This window comes from Eubacterium xylanophilum ATCC 35991, from assembly GCF_000518685.1.
GTDB classification, from domain to species: domain Bacteria; phylum Bacillota; class Clostridia; order Lachnospirales; family Lachnospiraceae; genus Eubacterium_F; species Eubacterium_F xylanophilum.
Map to the genome: position 1 here is coordinate 42,653 of NZ_JAEB01000024.1, position 16,934 is coordinate 59,586.

Genomic DNA, 16,934 nt, shown 5'->3' on the forward strand with positions numbered 1-16,934 from the left:
TTGCTATTTTAAAAAGGGATGTCACACAAGTGCGACATCCCTCACATCCTTATCAATCAATCCTATTATTCGTCACTGCCTTCGCCGGTTTTTCTTTTCTTTACTATGAATACTCCCGCTACAATTGCTATACATACAAGACCTCCAATCACTATTAAGATTGTTAACTGTTTCTGGTTCTTTGGTGGCACTGCAATTGTTCCCGTCATATTCTTGCCCTCGTTCTTGGTTTCTTTGTTCTCGCTCAAGCCAACCTTTGCATCCTGATTAGACTCTGACTCTCCTGAAATCTTTTCTTCGAAGTCAGAATTTTGATCATCGCGCCTATCCTGTAACTTATCCTCATCCACCTCAGATTTGTCAGAACTGTTTTCTTTGATATCAGACTTTTTCTCTGAGACTTCTTTTTTGTCATCAGCTTTCTCGTTATCTTTAACTTCCTCTGTCTGCTTCTCTTCAGCATTCTCTCTGATGTCTTCTTGCTCTATCTCTCCAAACCTTTTCTCTTGCTTAGCTGTCTGAACATTAAATCCGCTAACTTCTCCGGTAGTTTCTTGGTGCTCGCAGTATATATATCCAAAATTTTGCACACCCTTTGTGGCTCCATAATACATTAAACCACATACTCCACCCGTAAATTTATCACCGGCTATTGTTCCACAATTGACACAATGTTGTATAAATGGCACACCATTTTTCTTAAAAAATCCTTTTGTTTCACCATACTGATCATAAACTACACCAGTGATTCCACCTACGTATTTTTTTCCGATGACAAATGAACTGTATTGATACTTATCGGAATTGTCAAACCAGCAATTGAAAAACAAACTATCGTAAGAAAATCCAGCGATTCCACCCACGTAATCCTTACCTCTGATAAAACTGTCGGCTACATCAAGATTGTAAATCTCAGCATTACATGTAGCGCCAAACAATCCGACCTGGCTCATATCTTTATCGTCCACGTAAACTCCCCGAATAGTATGATTATTTCCCTTGAAGACTCCACCATAAAATACAAATTGATCCCCTTTTGACCAGCCGATCGGCTCCCACTTCTTAAGGTCATTCCTATTTACTTTGGCACCTGATGACGTTTGAAACGTTGGATCAATATTGTCATCAATAGAAGTAACATTTACATCATTCAAAACGATATCATCCGTCAGCTCTGCACATATGTCACAAATCGAATTTTTCTTAGAGTTGTTGACTATATCTCTAAATTTTATCAATTCTTCCGCATTACTGATCTGATATGGTTCTTCATATGTTCCCTTTCCCTTAAGTCCCACATCCGCACCTGCTACTTGTGGAACTAGCATTGTGATACATAATAAAATCAAATATATCATTGTCTCAACCCCCTTTTTCATATTTTTTCATTACCTTAACCATTATTCCATCCTATAGAGTCGCTAACGCCGCTTCCATAGTCATCCCGGCAAACTCCTGTGCCCGAATTATTCGACCTGACTTCTTATCATCTGCAAATACACCTAATACAATTCCCGGAATAACACTTTCAGGGGCATTAGGAGCATTGGGGCCGCCAAGATCCGTGCGACACCATCCCGGATCAACCAGATTCAACATCACATCCGAACCATCAACCTTTGTAGCAAGATCGATGGTTATCTTATCAAGTGCAGCTTTACTGGCAGAGTAGCCCGCCTGGTAAACATCATATTCTATGCCACTAGTGGTATTGACAATTCTTCCAGACCCTCTCTCCATCATTTTAGGCATAAAATGATAACAGATCATAGCTGGCGCAATCGTATTTACATTAAAACTAATTGTATAATCTTCTACCGGAGTTTGAAAATATTCCGTTCTATAGGCTATTTGGAGTCCTGCATTATTCAATACAATATCTATTTGCAAGCCCAATGCATCTATTTCTTCGAGCATAGCAGATACCTGCTCTGGATAATTTAGATCTGCTGCCACAGCGTAAACCTTTACTCCAAGCTGCTCCAACTCCTCCACAACTTTCTCGGTATGACTCTTATCCCTACTGTGAAGAATCAGATTACACCCCTGCTCTGCCATATACTTAGCCGCCAAGTATCCCAATCCCCTTGCAGCACCTGTTATAAAACACCATTTATCTTTTACATTATACATTTTCTTCTCCTCTTACATAAAGCGCGCGTAGTACCAAACTTCCATGACTACGCGCGCCTAATAGGAAACGCATACTGCTGGTCTTACTCACGTCGTTCGTAAGACAATTAATAGGAATCGCATATTGCTGGTCTTACTCACGTCGTTCGTAAGACAATAAACGCATTTAGATATCAAACATATCACTTAATACCTTAAGTGCGCCATCTGTCTCATGAGCAAGTACCTTCTTAGCAAGAACTTTTCCAAGCTGTACTCCCTCTTGATCAAAACTATTTACATTCCACAAAAATCCCTGGAACATAATCTTGTTCTCAAAGTGCGACAGCAACGCCCCAAGCGCCTCCGGAGTCAACTTATCTCCTATTATGATACTTGATGGTCTGCCGCCCTCAAAGTTTTTGTTCTTATTCTCATCATCCTTACCACAAGCAAATGCAACAATCTGCGCCGCAACATTGGCACACAACTTAGCCTGACTTGTGCTGTCCTGGATAACAACATCCTTGCTCATCTGGCTGTTCTTAAATCCAACAAATTGAAGTGGAACAATGTCAGTTCCCTGATGTAGTAGCTGATAGAATGAATGCTGTCCATTCGTTCCCGGCTCACCAAAGATGACTGGTCCGGTCTTGTAATTGATTTCCTCGCCAAATCTATTCACACTCTTACCATTGGACTCCATATCTGCCTGCTGAAGATGTGCCGGAAATCTGCTTAGAGCCTGTGAGTATGGCAATACAGCTGTCGCTGGATAGTCAAGAATATTTCTTTCATAAACTCCAATTAGGGCATCAAGCATAGCTGCGTTTTCCATAGGATTCTCGCTAGCGGAACATTTATCACCTTCGGCAGCTCCCTGAAGAAACTTCTCGAAAACTTCCGGTCCGAAGGCAAGTGAAAGCACGGCTCCTCCAACTGCTGATGTTGAAGAATATCTTCCACCGATGTAGTCATCCATGAAAAATGCATCAAGATAGTCGTCGCTATCTGCAAGAGGCGAAGTCTCACTTGTTACAGCAATCATATGCTTAGCCGGATTGAGTCCGGCACCCTTTAATGCATCCTTAACAAAAGATTCATTGGTGAGAGTCTCAAGTGTAGTTCCCGACTTGGAAACAAGGATAAACATTGAATGTTCCAGATCAACTGATGCCAACACTGAGGCCGCGTCATCAGGATCAACATTACTTATAAACTTCGCGTCCATCTTAAATGTATTATTTACCTTTGCCCAGTTTTCCAGCGCAAGATACATAGCACGAGGGCCAAGATCACTTCCACCGATTCCAATCTGAACAACTGTTGTAAATTTCTCTCCCTTTTCATTTACGATTTCACCTGCGTGAACCTTATCAGCAAAACTAGCGATTTTGTCTTGCTGCTCCTTGTAAAATGTTCGCTTATTAACATCGTCTGCCACAACATCATTTCCAAGCTGTCCGCGTGTCAAATGATGCAGTACAAGCCTATTCTCTCCCGTGTTGATAACAGCGCCATTGTAGAGCTCCTTAAATTTCTCTGCAAGCTCCGCCTCCTTCGCAAGTTCACATAAATCTGCAAGCACTTCATCATCTACAGCTTTCGCAGCATAATTATATGTGAGTCCCTGAGCCATAGGAATACTGTACTTTTTCATCCTATCTGCTCCGCTTTCTCCGGCCATAACAGACTTAAGATCGACTCTCTTTTCCTCATTTGCTAACTTTTGATATGAACTGAGTTCATTCAAATTTTTCCAATTTGACATTTACCTTCCTCCTTGTATCTACTTTTATTACATGAATTCCAGGGCTTTACTAGAATCCGAAAAATTAAAACTAAGCAGAGTGCGACTAAACACACTCTGCTTATATTCTATCACATATATTCTAATAAATACAGTTTAATTTGAAATTATCAAATATCAACTCCACCATCCACTCTAATCAGCTGACCATCAATAAATGATGAGTCCTTTTGGATTCCATTTACATGGATTTCAGGACCAAGTTCATTTGCCATTGCCTTTGTAAGTCCGTTCATGGCATGTTTACTTGTACTATATGCCACTGGTCCCCAGTGCGCTGCACATCCGGCAACAGATGAAGTATTGATGATATGACCCTCACCCTTTTCCTTCATAACAGGTGCTACCAGCTTTGTTAGAACAAATGCAGAAGTAACATTTACATTCATTGTCTCTGTAAACTCCTCAACTGAACAATCAAGAATTGGTACAAGGCTCAGTTTTCCTGCATTGTTGAAGAGAAATAGTGTCTTACTCAACCTCAAATGGCTCTGTATATGGTGTCTGTGTCTCCTTATCCCACACATATATGTATGTCTTAGCAGGCTTATCCTTCCATGTCGGAACCATCTTGACAGATGTGAAGTCTTCCTCATCAAGGGAAACATCTTTTGCTGTCATTTCGATCAAATCTTCATTTTCGTCGTATGCAGCCATGATAACTTCTATATCTTTTTTCTCTTTATCATTTGCAAGATATACGCCGATACCGTCTCCCTCTTTGTTGTAATTAACGTTAAATTCTTCTGCTCCTGCAACGTTAAATACGAGCTCATTGGTCTTCTCGCCTGTGGTGCTTTGAGCATAAATCTTGACCATTTTTCCTGCAAGACTGTCATCTATTTTATAGTAACCGTCTGCGTCAACAGCAGCGCCCTCAATAGGTTTTCCGTCTGCAGCATTTTCGATATGCCATGTCACATCTGTAGTTGATTTACGTGAGAATGTATTTCTAGCGGACAATTGCACTTTAGTACCAACCTCTACAGTTCTTGTAACATCTTTGTCTGTATCAGCTGTCAATCTGTCATAGTTTCCATCCAAAGCAAATTCTACAGTAACCGCAGTACCCTTCTGCAAATTCAACTCAACGTATGGCATGCCGTCATTGTCTATCAATACTTCCTGCTTTTCTCCGTTTACAAGCACATCTTTCCATGCTTTAGCACAACGAACTTTAACCAAATTATCATCTTTGTCAGATGTCAAAGTAACCAATGCTTTTCCTTCATCAATATTCCATGAGAAATCACACCGTGTATTACAGCGAGTTCTAAGTCCTGTAATGCTACCCTGTTTAATATCCTCAAGGAGCGCCGGAAGGATCTCCACAACTCCTGTATTTGAGTAGAGCAATGACTCGTTTATAGCTCCCATAATACCAAACGCAGAGTCAGTACAATACGTTGATGAATGGTTATTGTTGTGTGATGTCATCATTGAAGTGTACTGATAATTATTGGTCAGAAGGTAAAGAAGCACGTTATTTAATCCTGTAGGATTCTTAAGTCTAGCCTCAACCAATGCCTTATGTGTAGGTCCGTGGGACTCTGCAGCTTCTTTTCCGTTGAATGCTTTTGAACGAGCTTCCATGGCTTTGTCTACGCCGATACGAAGTGCCTCATTGGTCTGTGTATCGTATGAAGGCCATGCAACATATGCGTGACTCACATGACGATGATGGTGAGAATCCTCCAACTTAGGAGTAGTCCACTCTTTAAGCTCTCCTGTAGATGCATACATATAATCAGGAATTCTCTTTTCAAATTCTGCCCATTCTTTGAGAATATCTTTCTTATCAGAAGGATTAATGATCTTAATCAACTGTCTGGCCATAGACAATGTGCTTCGAGACGCCGCAATGTCCATAGTTGTATTGTATGCGAGGGAACCTCTGGAGTTCTCGCCGTCTGCTTTCGGAGCATTTTCAGGTGAATAACCCGGTGTGTACAAGTACTTGCAATCCTTATCTCCGGCAGCAATCGCATCGCTTATTGTCGTTCCGTCATTAGCATGCTCCACGCCTTTTCCATCTGTATAATAACGCTCATCTACATATTGTAACCAGAAGTTCATAGTCTTCTTTAACATAGGATATAAAATATCCTGCTCAAGATCCATAAATCCGGTAGATTTAATTCTCTCGCGGTCCTCATCAGACCAGTCAAGTACGTCTTTATTTCGATCGATGTCGATATCCTTACCAACAGGTATCTGCTGATTTCCATAACACTGCCAATATTCAAAAATAGGAATAATCAACCAGTCAGTAATACCATTTACATAAATATGAGGATATCCATCAATGAAATGGTAACTTCCAGCCTCGCCTGTACCGTCTACACGAGGTGGCGCTTTAATCGCATCATGCATTCCATAAACATTGGTAGCATCATCCACCCAATCTTCAACCATACGCACGATGAAGTTGATGTATCCATCTCCGGCACCCTGCATATTTCCGGTGTTCATACCAGAAATCTGGAGGTTGGTGTTGGCATCAAGTGTAAAGTCGCCGCTCCAATCAGGATTAAATGCACCGTTCCATATAGCTCCAAGTCTGGTTGAACCATATCCGCTGGCACAAATAAGTCCGAATCTTCCATTATTATAGATTCTCTCTAAAAATGCTTTGTTAATTTTATTCTTATCAGCATTTTGCGCTGCAATAAGTTCTGAGTTTGTGAGTGTGCGCTGTTTCTTTTCTTCTTCTGTAGAACAAAGGTCAATCTTTACATTTCTAAACATACCGCCATGAATCTTCTCATGTGGCTTTAACAATGCCTGATATCCATCTTCAGAAGATGTTGTATTGTACTTGTCGATAACACTTGTGATGTCTCCGATAAGTTTGTCGTATAATTTTTCTTTAACATCTTTTACACTTTCACAACCATCATCAATTCTGTCAACTTTTGTAATAAGCATTACAGATTTGCCACTTTTGATGGTCAACTTCGGATCATTTACATTATCAAACTTTATTTTGTTGAAGCACTTTGGTGCTGTAAATGATCTGGTATCAGCCGCATAATCAACTGTTCCGTCTGTCACAACACGTGTCGCACTACTCCATCCGCCATATGCAAACTTGGTAGGCTTTGGGTTTTTATTTCCCTTGCGCTCCTGCTCAGGATATTTGGCAACCATACCGAATCCGTAACCCTTGTCATCCTTTGTCACAACATAATCTGTATCTGCAGGCTCGGTGGTTGTTCCCTGATTACGCATCTCCACAAGATGGTCCATTGTAAGTGTCACATCGAGATCTTTTCCCTCAGGTGCCTCAATATATGTGACAATTACATCGTCTTCACGTGAAGCAAATGAGCGGCGGTTCCATTCATTTCCCGCATCATCTTTCCACTGAACACCGACCTCACCTGTCTCGTAATTGGTATAACGATTGTATTTTTTTGCATTTGTATCTGTATAACTATTATTGATAATACGATACTGGGCAGCCGGTTGATAAGGTCTTGGCCAAGTTGTTCCCCAGTTTGCACCGTATTGTTGTCTTGCGTACTTTGCCACTTCATTTATCCACGGGAACTTTCCACGCTCAACAGCACCGGTTCTCTGATCATCCAAAATACCGCTTATAACCGGTGTCTCGTAAATGTCAGTTCCGTCCTGCACAACTTTTGTATTATTTAAAATAAATACATCTTCCTTAGGATCGCAGCTCTCGATAAAACCAATCTCTCCGTTAGCTGTTACCGAACCATCGCGCCAGTTGTCATTTGTGGCCGCTTTGGCAACAGTCTTGTAGGTATTCTCATTAAATCCTATTGCATTGCCTATGCCATGCTTCCAGGTTGTCCCATCACCTGTTTTAAATATCTCTTCTGATTCTGCAACAGATGTTCCCACACCGCTGACAGTTATAGATGATACTCCCATTGTCAGTGAAAAAAACACCGCTGCACATCTCTTAATAAATCTCTTAATAATTCTCATTAATTAATCCCTCCGTTATGTATCTTTTTTCTTATTTTACCTTTGCTTTTGCGGCAGCTGATTTCTTACCAACCACTGTGCTGCAGCCCGATGTGGTATATGCAGCCACTTTAACATAGTAAACTTTTTTGCTCTTTAATTTCTTTATTACAAAGGAAGTTTTCTTGGCACCTTTCAAAGTCTTCTTTAATTTAAATCCCGACTTTTTCTTATTGGAAATATAAACTTTATATCCCTTTGCCTTCTTGACTTTCTTCCATGTAACTTTAATCTTTTTCTTTCCTGCTTTAACTTTTATTTTAGGTTTTCCCGGTTTAGTTACAGAGGCTGCAGCCTGCGAACTTCCGCTGTTATTATTTCCGCTATCCCCGCTGTCAGGCTTACTGTCATCTGGCTTTGTTGATGGTGCAGAAGTCTCGCTCTTAAATTCAAATGATTTTTCAATTTTACTTTTACTGCATCCTAATACAACAGTATACTTTCCTGATTCCGGCTTATTATTAATCTTGAATTTAAAATTTCCCGCCGCTTTTTTCTGAGACAAATAAACAACATATTTGCTGTTTTTTGCAACACTTGCAGATGAGTCATATCCGGGTGCATAACATACAACCGACATGGATTTTCCGTACCATGAAGACTCCTTAAGTGTCACATTTACCACCCGCGTTTCCTTGTCAGGTGAAATGTCAATCTTTTCGCTGTCTTTAGCGAAAGCTGTGGACGATGCAGACAATATAAGTGATAAACTCATCATCACTGCGATAATCCCTGTTCGTTTTTTTCCGATCATTTAATAATTCCTCCTAATTTTATTTCCTATTTCAGGAACATTTTTCTTACATTTAATATTGTAACATAAAGATGCAATATAATAAAGAAGGAATGAAAGAAATCCCAAAATTTAGAGCCATGTCTTTCGACACAGCCCATATAAAGCGATTTTGTCCTTTTATGTAAGGCTATATTCTTGCTGCTTCCGCAAAAATACACATTTCTTAAGCAACTTAATCATCAATATATTCAGTTAATCTTTTAGCATATGCATCGACACGATTTTCCATATCGTTGTTATCTGTCCACAGCTCGCACTGCAGCATTACCGTCTGAACAGCATCATCCATTCCTTCTGGTGGGTATTTGTGTTTCTTCAAAAGTTTCTTTATCATCATCCGCATTTTAGCTCTGGCTGAATCTCTCTTCTGCCAGTCAATAGTCCGATTCTTACGAAGAGAATCTGCCAGTTCTTTTGTAATAGCAATTAATTCTTCATTTTCATAAAAATCCTTGATGGCCTGCGGTTTGGTCAACGCATCATAGAAGGCTAATTCATCTGCAGTAAGGCCTAACTGTTCGCCTTCTTTTTGTGCTGCCTGTATTTGTTTTGCTAGATTTAATAGTTCCTCAATTACCTGCTCATTAGTAAGCATTCCATTAAGATAACGATTCATCGCCTGCTGTATAATTTCGCTAAATTTCTCAGATTTCACCACATTAGTGCGCTTATATATAACAACCTGCTCAGCAATCAATTTCTTTAACAATTCTACAGCAAGATTTTTCTCCTTCATTTTTCCTATCTCTTCTAAAAATTTAGGATCAAACAAAGAAAAATCACCATTCACATCAGAAAATAGATTGATTACACCTGTACTCTTGATACTTTGCTCAAGTAAAGCATTAATTCTAGCATTCATCTCAGGAAGAGAAATCTTTTTACCTTCTCCCTGATTAACCAAACGCATAACCAGTACACGCACTGATTCAAAAAAAGCTGCTTCAATTCTTAAAGATTTTTCTGCAAGTGATGAACACAGTGATAAAGCTTGTCTTAAAAGTAATGCTTCCTTAAGAAAATCTTCTCTTTCTCGTTCTCTATTTACATCGACGATAAAGTTTACTGCGCCACTAATAGCCTTAGAACGTTCTAAATCTGTACCTTCCATAAAACGAGAATAATCATATCCATGGAATAAGTCTCTACATATTGATAGCTTCTCTAAGAACTTAGGATATGCTACTTTGGCAACATCTGTATCACCATAATTCTTCTTATCTCTTGAGGTATAATCATTCATAGCCTCTTTCAATGCTGAAGCTATACCTACATAATCAACAACAAGTCCACCCTCTTTATCTCCAAACACTCGGTTTACACGTGCAATCGCCTGCATCAAATTATAACCTTTCATTGGTTTATAAACATACATAGTTGCCAATGAAGGTACATCAAAACCTGTTAGCCACATATCTACAACAATTGCTATTTTCAACGAGCTGTTATTATCTTTAAACTTCTTTGCCAATTCCTCTTTGTGTCGCTTATTGCCTATAATAGCTCTCCACTCTTCTGGATCCTTGTTACTTTCTGTCATTACCACAGCAACTTTTTCATCTTCTTTCCATGATGGCCGTAGCTGAAGAATTCGATCATATATTTTCATGGCTATAGCTCTTGAGTAAGCCACAATCATGGCTTTACCTGTTAACAGATTCTCACGGTAGTTCTCGTAATGATCAAGAATATCATCTACAAGCGAAGCAATAGTTTGCTCGTTTCCAAGAATTGCCTCCATCTGACCAAGTTCTTTCTTACTCTTTGCTACCACTTCAGGATCTGCATTATTAGCCATTATTTCATATTCAGTATCAATCAAACGTAAAGTATCCTGATCTAAATTCAACTTAATAACACGGCTTTCATAATAAACTGGGCGTGTTGCTCCATCTTCAACGGCCTGTGTCATATCATAAACATCAATATAATCTCCAAAGACTTCTCGTGTACTTCTATCTTTCAAGGAAATAGGAGTTCCCGTAAATCCAATATATGTGGCATTAGGTAAACTATTTCTGATAATACGTGCAGTTCCTATCTTTATTTTTCCGGTCTTAGTATCAACTTTTTCCTTGAGTCCATACTGTCCACGATGCGCCTCATCAGCCATAACGACAATATTTCTACGTTCTGACAATGGTTCATCTGATTCCTCAAATTTCTGCATTGTTGTAAAAATAATACCATTAGCTTGTCTACCGTCAAGTAAAGTCTTGAGGTGTGCGCGACTCTCAGCATGCATTGGTTCTTGACGTAAGAATTCCTTGCACTTAACAAACTGTCCAAAAAGCTGATCATCAAGATCATTTCTATCTGTAAGAACAACTATTGTTGGACTGTCTAAGGCTTCCTGCAAACGATGGGCATAAAATACCATAGAAAGTGATTTGCCACTTCCCTGCGTATGCCAAAATACACCACCTTTTCCGTCTGTTTCTGTGGCATGCTTTGTTGACTCTATTGCTTTATTAACTGCAAAATACTGATGATATCCAGCTAATATTTTAATCTGTTTTAACCCCTCATTAGAGAAACAAATATAGTTCTTAATGATATCCAATAAGCGTTCTTTTTCAAATATACCTTCAAAAAAGGTATCAAACTGAGCATATTGTGTATTTTCACGACTTCCATCTTTTGTCTTCCACTCCATGAACCTATCTTCACCTGAAGTAATGGTTCCAGCTTTAGATGTCAAATGATCGCTCATAACACAAATACAGTTATAAATAAACATAGATGGAATTTCCTGCATATAATTTCTAATCTGAAGATATGCTTCAGACGCATCTGTCTCTTCTCGCGATGGAGATTTAAGTTCTATCAATACCACTGGTAATCCATTGAGAAAAAGAAGAATATCTGGACGCTTATTGCTGTTCTCGATAAAAGTCCATTGATTTGCTACAACATACGAATTATTGTCAGGATTATTGTAGTCAACAAGATAAACGAGGCCAAATCTCTCTTCTCCTTTGACTAAATAGCGTACTTCAATTCCATGCTGAATATAGTCCATGAAAATAGCATTCTTCTGGACTAATTCTGCATTTTCAAAGTTTTTCAATTTATACATTGCATCAGCAATTGCATCCTCTGGCATTGAAGGATTTAATCTATGCAACGCAGAGACTAGTTCATCCTCATACAACGGACTATTAAAATCTCTTTCAATTTCTGGCCCATAAATATGCCGAAAACCCATTTCCTGAAATAATTCTATAACTGAATTTTCATAATCTGCTTCTGTATAAAATTCTGTCATACTGTCTTCTCCTCCTCTCTATTCTTATTTCCATTTTTTTCGTTAATACGATCAATTTCTTCTTTGATAATATTACCGAAAGTACGCTCATCCAATTCCAAACTATCTTGCGCAGCTTCAGATTTGTCCGCAAATGCATCGAAAATTGCTTGTTTGCTTTCAAGCGTTTCCATTATTTTTTCTTCAACTGTATTTTCACATAATAATCTATAAACAAGAACATTTCGCGTTTGTCCCATACGGTATGCTCGCGATATGGCCTGATTTTCAATTGAAGGTTTAAACTGTGGCTCACATAAAATAACAACACTAGCCGACTGAATATTTAACCCTGTTCCTCCAGATTGAATTTGTGCCACAAGCACTGTTCCCGCTGGAGCATTGTCAAAATCATCTATGATTTCCTGTCTTCGTTGAGGTGATACAGAACCATTAATAGGATTTGTACATCTACTTCCAAGCAATTCTATAACTTTCTGTATAGTATCAAGGAAGAAGGAGAATACTATTACTTTTCGGCCATCAGACTCTGCTTCTGCAACCAATTCTAGTAGTCTTGTTCCTTTCGATGAATATTTAACATTATCAACATTCCAAGAAACACGTCTGGCTTCATGGTATTTCTTCATAAGAACTGATTCTTCATAAATCGCCTCTTCCTCATGATTAAGTGTACACCACTCTTTACTTATAATTAACTCAGGAAGTTCTGTTAGTACATCTTCTCTTTTTCTTCTATAATAAACCGGAGATACTGCCTGGCGAAATTGTGGGGCCGCTGAAAGAGCTTCAACTCCATGAACTTTTCTTGCTATTTTAGGTTGTAATATATCTATTAACGAAACCATCTCATCCACTCGGTTCTCTAGTGCTGTACCAGTCATAAAGAGCAACCTGTCTGTATGCTCAATTATTTTCTTGACATTTTTAGTCCTATTTGCCTCTGGATTCTTTATATAATGCGCTTCATCAACAACAAGAAGCGAAAACTTGAATTCATTGTCAAATGAAAAATACGCAGTAGTTTCAAATGTTGTCACGGCAACACCACCAGTTCTTTTCCATGATTCCATAGCAACCAGTCGATTAGAACCATGAATTTTAGTGACCGATAATAGACTCATTTTTCTTATTTCTCTACACCAATTAGCAATAACACTTGCAGGACAAATAACTATAAAATGAGTTGCTCCAGTATTCCGAAGGGACACCATTGTCGCAATGGCTTGAACTGTTTTTCCTAATCCCATTTCATCGCCTAACAAGACTCTTTCTTGGTGAAGAGCATATTTAACTCCCCATTCCTGATAACGTCGTAATTCACAACGTAGTCCTTCAGGAAAAAAACTTTCTTCCTGTATTTCACGCGCAAGTTCATCCGGCAACCCATATAATAAGTCATCATTTCCTAATAATCCTGGATTAATATCTTCTAATATATTAATAAACTGAACAGAATTATTTGTAAAATCATCCCAAGCTGTATTGATATCACTATTCTCAACTTCATATAATCGATCAAAGCACTCCTTTGCTTCAGTGCCAAAATCGTTATCACTAAGCATTTTTAGTGTATTATAAGCATCAATCGCTCTTTGTTTTTTTGCTTTCGAAGCAAAAATCCATCTTATACCTCCGATGGCCGCTTGCAAATCTTCAGTGGCATATTCTATCTTTTTTTCGTACTCATCAAGAAGTTTACGACATTCCTTAACAATTGGCTGTTTTTGCTTATACTTTGAAATAGACGAAATAAGTTTTGCTGCTTCCTTAGTTTTATTATCTGTACTAAGTTTTATTTTAGCTCCCTGACGCGCCTTAGAAACAATATCATCTGCTATATGCTTTATAGAATAAGCTGAATCTGAACTAATACCATGAACTGATGCAATAGAATAAACAGACGCGGTAGCAACATCCGCAATTGTTTCATATCCATGATCTCTCAATGCTTTAACCCTAAATCCACGCTTATCTCTATTTATTTCTTCTATAGGTATCTCTCTAAGAATTTTGATAACTTCTTGAGCAACCAACTCTTCCGATGCAGTTTTAATTGCTTCTTTACTTACCAATACATCTGCCTGTATATTATTTAATTTTTCAATAGTTGTACGATGCTCTTTAATAATTCTTTTGGCAGCCACCGTATCAAAAGGTTTAGCCATAAATAAAGCCTCCTTGAAAATTATTTCCACGCTATATAAAGCTTTTGCATCACCCTACATATGCTCTTTATACTATTAAAATATACATACCATTCAGCCATCTTCACTGTTTAGGTAAATAATACAACTTACTACTTCCACTAATCCTACAAATATCAAGTATTTATTCAAGATTTTTCAATCAATAGCCATTTCACATCACATATAAACGATAATTTATCTCAGCAAATACAACTTATCTATGATAATCTTGCTGATGGCATTACTGGAGAACCGGTTAATCTTTCATCTATTATTGATGTGAGAGATGGAACCCATGATTCGCCTAAAGCAGTTGATGAAGGATTTCCTCTTGTTACTTCAAAGCATTTATTACCATATGGCGTTGATCTATCAACTGCAAATCTTATTTCAAAAGAAGATTTTGATAAAACCAACGAACGTAGCATCGTTGAAACCCATGACATTTTAATAAGTATGATAGGAACTGTAGGTTTAATATCTTTGGTTATTGATAATCCTGTACCGTTTGCCATAAAGAATGTTGGTTTGTTTAAAACTTCAAAATGCCCTGAGCTATTTGCTTACATTTTGACCTACTTAAGAAGTACAAAAACTACCCAGCATATTGAAAAAACATTGGCTGGTAGTACGCAAAAATATATAAGCCTTGGCGAGTTACGTAAAATGCCTATTATACTTCCTGATGAGAATCAGCTAAACGATTTCAACAGCATCGTGGTTCCGTTAATTATACAAATTACTAATCTTACAGAAGAAAACAAGAGATTAGCTGAACTACGAGATACACTCTTGCCTAAGTTAATGTCTGGCGAGCTCGATATCTCAGACATAGACATTTAGACTGCTAAATTATCGTTTATTGATTCATTTAGTCTAATCTTATCGTCAATAGATTTTAATATCGTGACTATTCTACTTTGTTCATCTAATGAAGGAAGTTGAATTGATATCTTCTTCATATCTCCCAAGAATAAGCATTGCTGAACAGCACCTTTAACAAAACTTAAAATTTGTGGTATCTCATTAATTAATGCATAGAAAAGATATCTAGAATTAACCTTCTCTGTATCTGGTTTTATAATTCCAACACTACGTTGAAAATCATATATGGGATCTTCATCTTCAACAATTGCCATCTCTCCTATAGTACCAACAGTCGTAATAAGCACATCATCCCTATCCAATTTTGTTCGTTTTTTTAGTTTTAATAATTGCTCTTGACTAATTCTTCTTTCTGTTTGCCCAATATTAACCCTAAAATTTTTTATATTCTTACAGCTTAATAAAAAGCATTCTCCCTTAGGATCATCCTTTATAGTACTATGTGTACCATCCGATATTTTTAAACATATATCCTCCAAAATTACTTTTTTACATTGCATAAACTAAAACCTCACTAACCAATATATTTTCTATGTGCACTTTTCACGTTACTTTGTTTGACCATAGCATACTGCAAAGTCGTATCTATTCTTTGATGCCCCAACAATCTTTGTAACTGTTCTATAGGCATACCTTTATCTATTGCCATTGTTGCAAGAGTTCTCCTAAACTTATGTGGATGAACTCTGCTTATCTTTAAACTTTTTCCAAATTCACGTAATCTATTCTCAATTCCGCCAATTTGAATCCGTTTGTATGGTGCTCTCAATGTTACAAACAATGCCGGATCATCATCCACTCTACTTTTCAAATATTCTTGTAAATGCAATTTTGTCCTTGCATCAAAATATACTATCCTCTCCTTACTACCTTTACCAAAAACTATACATTCACGCTCGTTAAAATCTAAATCTTCACGATTCAACAAAACCATTTCACCTATTCGCATGCCTGTTGATGCAAGCATATCCACAATTGCTAAATCCCTCAGTTCTTCACAGTTATCGCGCATCACTTCAAGTTCTTCATCAGTATAAGTTTCTTTTATATTACTTACTGTCTTAACCTTATGAATACGCCTAACAGGGCTCTTAATAATGTAATCTTCATCCTCCAACCACGCAAAAAAGCTTGATAGTATTCTTCGTATATTATCAATAGTCACCTTACTTGAGCCTTTTTGTATCTGATAATCTGTAAGATATTTTCTCAAATCTTCTGTTTGAATAATTCTTACATCTTTCTTCAAGCTGCAAGTCATGGTTTCAATTGTTGCCAAATAATATTTAAGTGTCTTTTCAGAACAACCTTCTACTCTTTTAGCTGAAATAAATTTTTCCACCAATCCCTGATTATCATTTTCTAAGTCGCAAGCCTTAATAGGTTCTACATCATAATCTTGAAGTACCTGGTTCAAATTGTTTTTTAAATTTGCCAATTGTCTGTTATCAAGATACGGCAACATTCTCTGAACCACTTCAGAAATCAATACATCTCTCATATCGCTACTCCTTTTATATGTAAGAACGATACGGGCGGCAGTTCCGTATATTTACTCCCGCCGCCTATGAGAGTTTAATTTACTCTTTATAATGGTCTCATAAATTAAGACACTGAAAAAGACATTTCTTAATGAATCTGATATACTATAATCAAACCAAGAAAGAAGGTACTTATTATGTCCAGATCAAGAAGAAATTTCAGTGCAGAATTTAAAACCAACCTAGTTCTCCAATTGCTCAAAGGCGAGAAAGAATTAAATGTTCTTGCCGTAGAAAATGATATCCAACCAAATCTCCTCCGCAATTGGAAGAAGGAATTCCTTGCTAATGCCTCGCTAGCGTTTGATAACAAACGAGAAGATAACCTCCGCGA

Annotated in this window: 12 protein-coding genes; 2 read left to right on the forward strand and 10 right to left on the reverse strand. The window is 37.8% G+C overall.

Going from position 1 to position 16,934, the window contains the following annotated elements; translation table 11 throughout:
- Window positions 1–65: 65 nt before the first annotated feature.
- The 8 genes from L877_RS0105560 to L877_RS12320 all read right to left on the reverse strand — a co-directional run bounded on the left by L877_RS0105560 (window position 66) and on the right by L877_RS12320 (window position 14,153).
- Complete coding sequence (locus L877_RS0105560) at window positions 66–1,358, reverse strand: hypothetical protein (RefSeq protein ID WP_026835245.1); 1,293 nt, start codon at window positions 1,356–1,358, stop codon at window positions 66–68.
- Window positions 1,359–1,410: 52 nt separating this feature from the next.
- A complete protein-coding gene (locus L877_RS0105565) occupies window positions 1,411–2,133 on the reverse strand; it encodes an SDR family NAD(P)-dependent oxidoreductase (RefSeq protein ID WP_026835246.1) in 723 nt (240 codons plus the stop codon).
- 166 nt (window positions 2,134–2,299) lie between these two features.
- On the reverse strand, window positions 2,300–3,883 hold the full coding sequence (locus L877_RS0105570) for a glucose-6-phosphate isomerase (RefSeq protein ID WP_026835247.1): 1,584 nt from the start codon (window positions 3,881–3,883) through the stop codon (window positions 2,300–2,302).
- 149 nt (window positions 3,884–4,032) lie between these two features.
- Window positions 4,033–4,401: an SDR family NAD(P)-dependent oxidoreductase gene (locus L877_RS12310; RefSeq protein WP_051437701.1), complete on the reverse strand. Its 369-nt coding sequence runs from the start codon at window positions 4,399–4,401 to the stop codon at window positions 4,033–4,035.
- Window positions 4,394–7,882 carry a glycosyl hydrolase family 95 catalytic domain-containing protein gene (locus L877_RS14395; protein WP_026835248.1) on the reverse strand — a complete coding sequence of 1,163 codons (3,489 nt, stop codon included), beginning with the start codon at window positions 7,880–7,882 and terminating at the stop codon, window positions 4,394–4,396. The genes L877_RS12310 and L877_RS14395 overlap by 8 nt, the downstream gene beginning before the upstream one ends.
- 31 nt (window positions 7,883–7,913) lie before the next feature.
- Window positions 7,914–8,675, reverse strand: a complete 762-nt coding sequence (locus tag L877_RS0105585; protein WP_026835249.1) for a fibronectin type III domain-containing protein — start codon at window positions 8,673–8,675, stop codon at window positions 7,914–7,916.
- A gap of 214 nt (window positions 8,676–8,889) precedes the next feature.
- Window positions 8,890–11,985 (reverse strand): type I restriction endonuclease subunit R, encoded by a 3,096-nt coding sequence (locus L877_RS12315; protein WP_034785180.1) that lies wholly within the window; start codon window positions 11,983–11,985, stop codon window positions 8,890–8,892.
- On the reverse strand, window positions 11,982–14,153 hold the full coding sequence (locus L877_RS12320) for a DEAD/DEAH box helicase (protein ID WP_034785182.1): 2,172 nt from the start codon (window positions 14,151–14,153) through the stop codon (window positions 11,982–11,984). The genes L877_RS12315 and L877_RS12320 overlap by 4 nt, the downstream gene beginning before the upstream one ends.
- A 300-nt stretch (window positions 14,154–14,453) precedes the next feature.
- Here L877_RS12320 and L877_RS12325 point away from each other — a divergent pair, with 300 nt between their 5' ends.
- Window positions 14,454–15,017, forward strand: coding sequence for a restriction endonuclease subunit S (locus L877_RS12325; protein ID WP_051437702.1), 564 nt, complete (start codon window positions 14,454–14,456; stop codon window positions 15,015–15,017).
- Here the strand turns inward: L877_RS12325 and L877_RS0105605 are convergent.
- The gene (locus L877_RS0105605) at window positions 15,014–15,559 is read right to left on the reverse strand and encodes a restriction endonuclease subunit S (RefSeq protein ID WP_026835250.1); all 546 of its coding nucleotides are present in this window, start codon (window positions 15,557–15,559) and stop codon (window positions 15,014–15,016) included. The genes L877_RS12325 and L877_RS0105605 overlap by 4 nt on opposite strands.
- 14 nt (window positions 15,560–15,573) lie before the next feature.
- Window positions 15,574–16,560 (reverse strand): site-specific tyrosine recombinase/integron integrase, encoded by a 987-nt coding sequence (gene xerA, locus L877_RS0105610; RefSeq protein WP_026835251.1) that lies wholly within the window; start codon window positions 16,558–16,560, stop codon window positions 15,574–15,576.
- 177 nt (window positions 16,561–16,737) lie between these two features.
- Between xerA and L877_RS0105615 the strand changes: the two genes are divergently transcribed.
- Window positions 16,738–16,934: transposase (locus L877_RS0105615; RefSeq protein ID WP_026835252.1), on the forward strand; the 197-nt coding region annotated here is incomplete at its 3' end.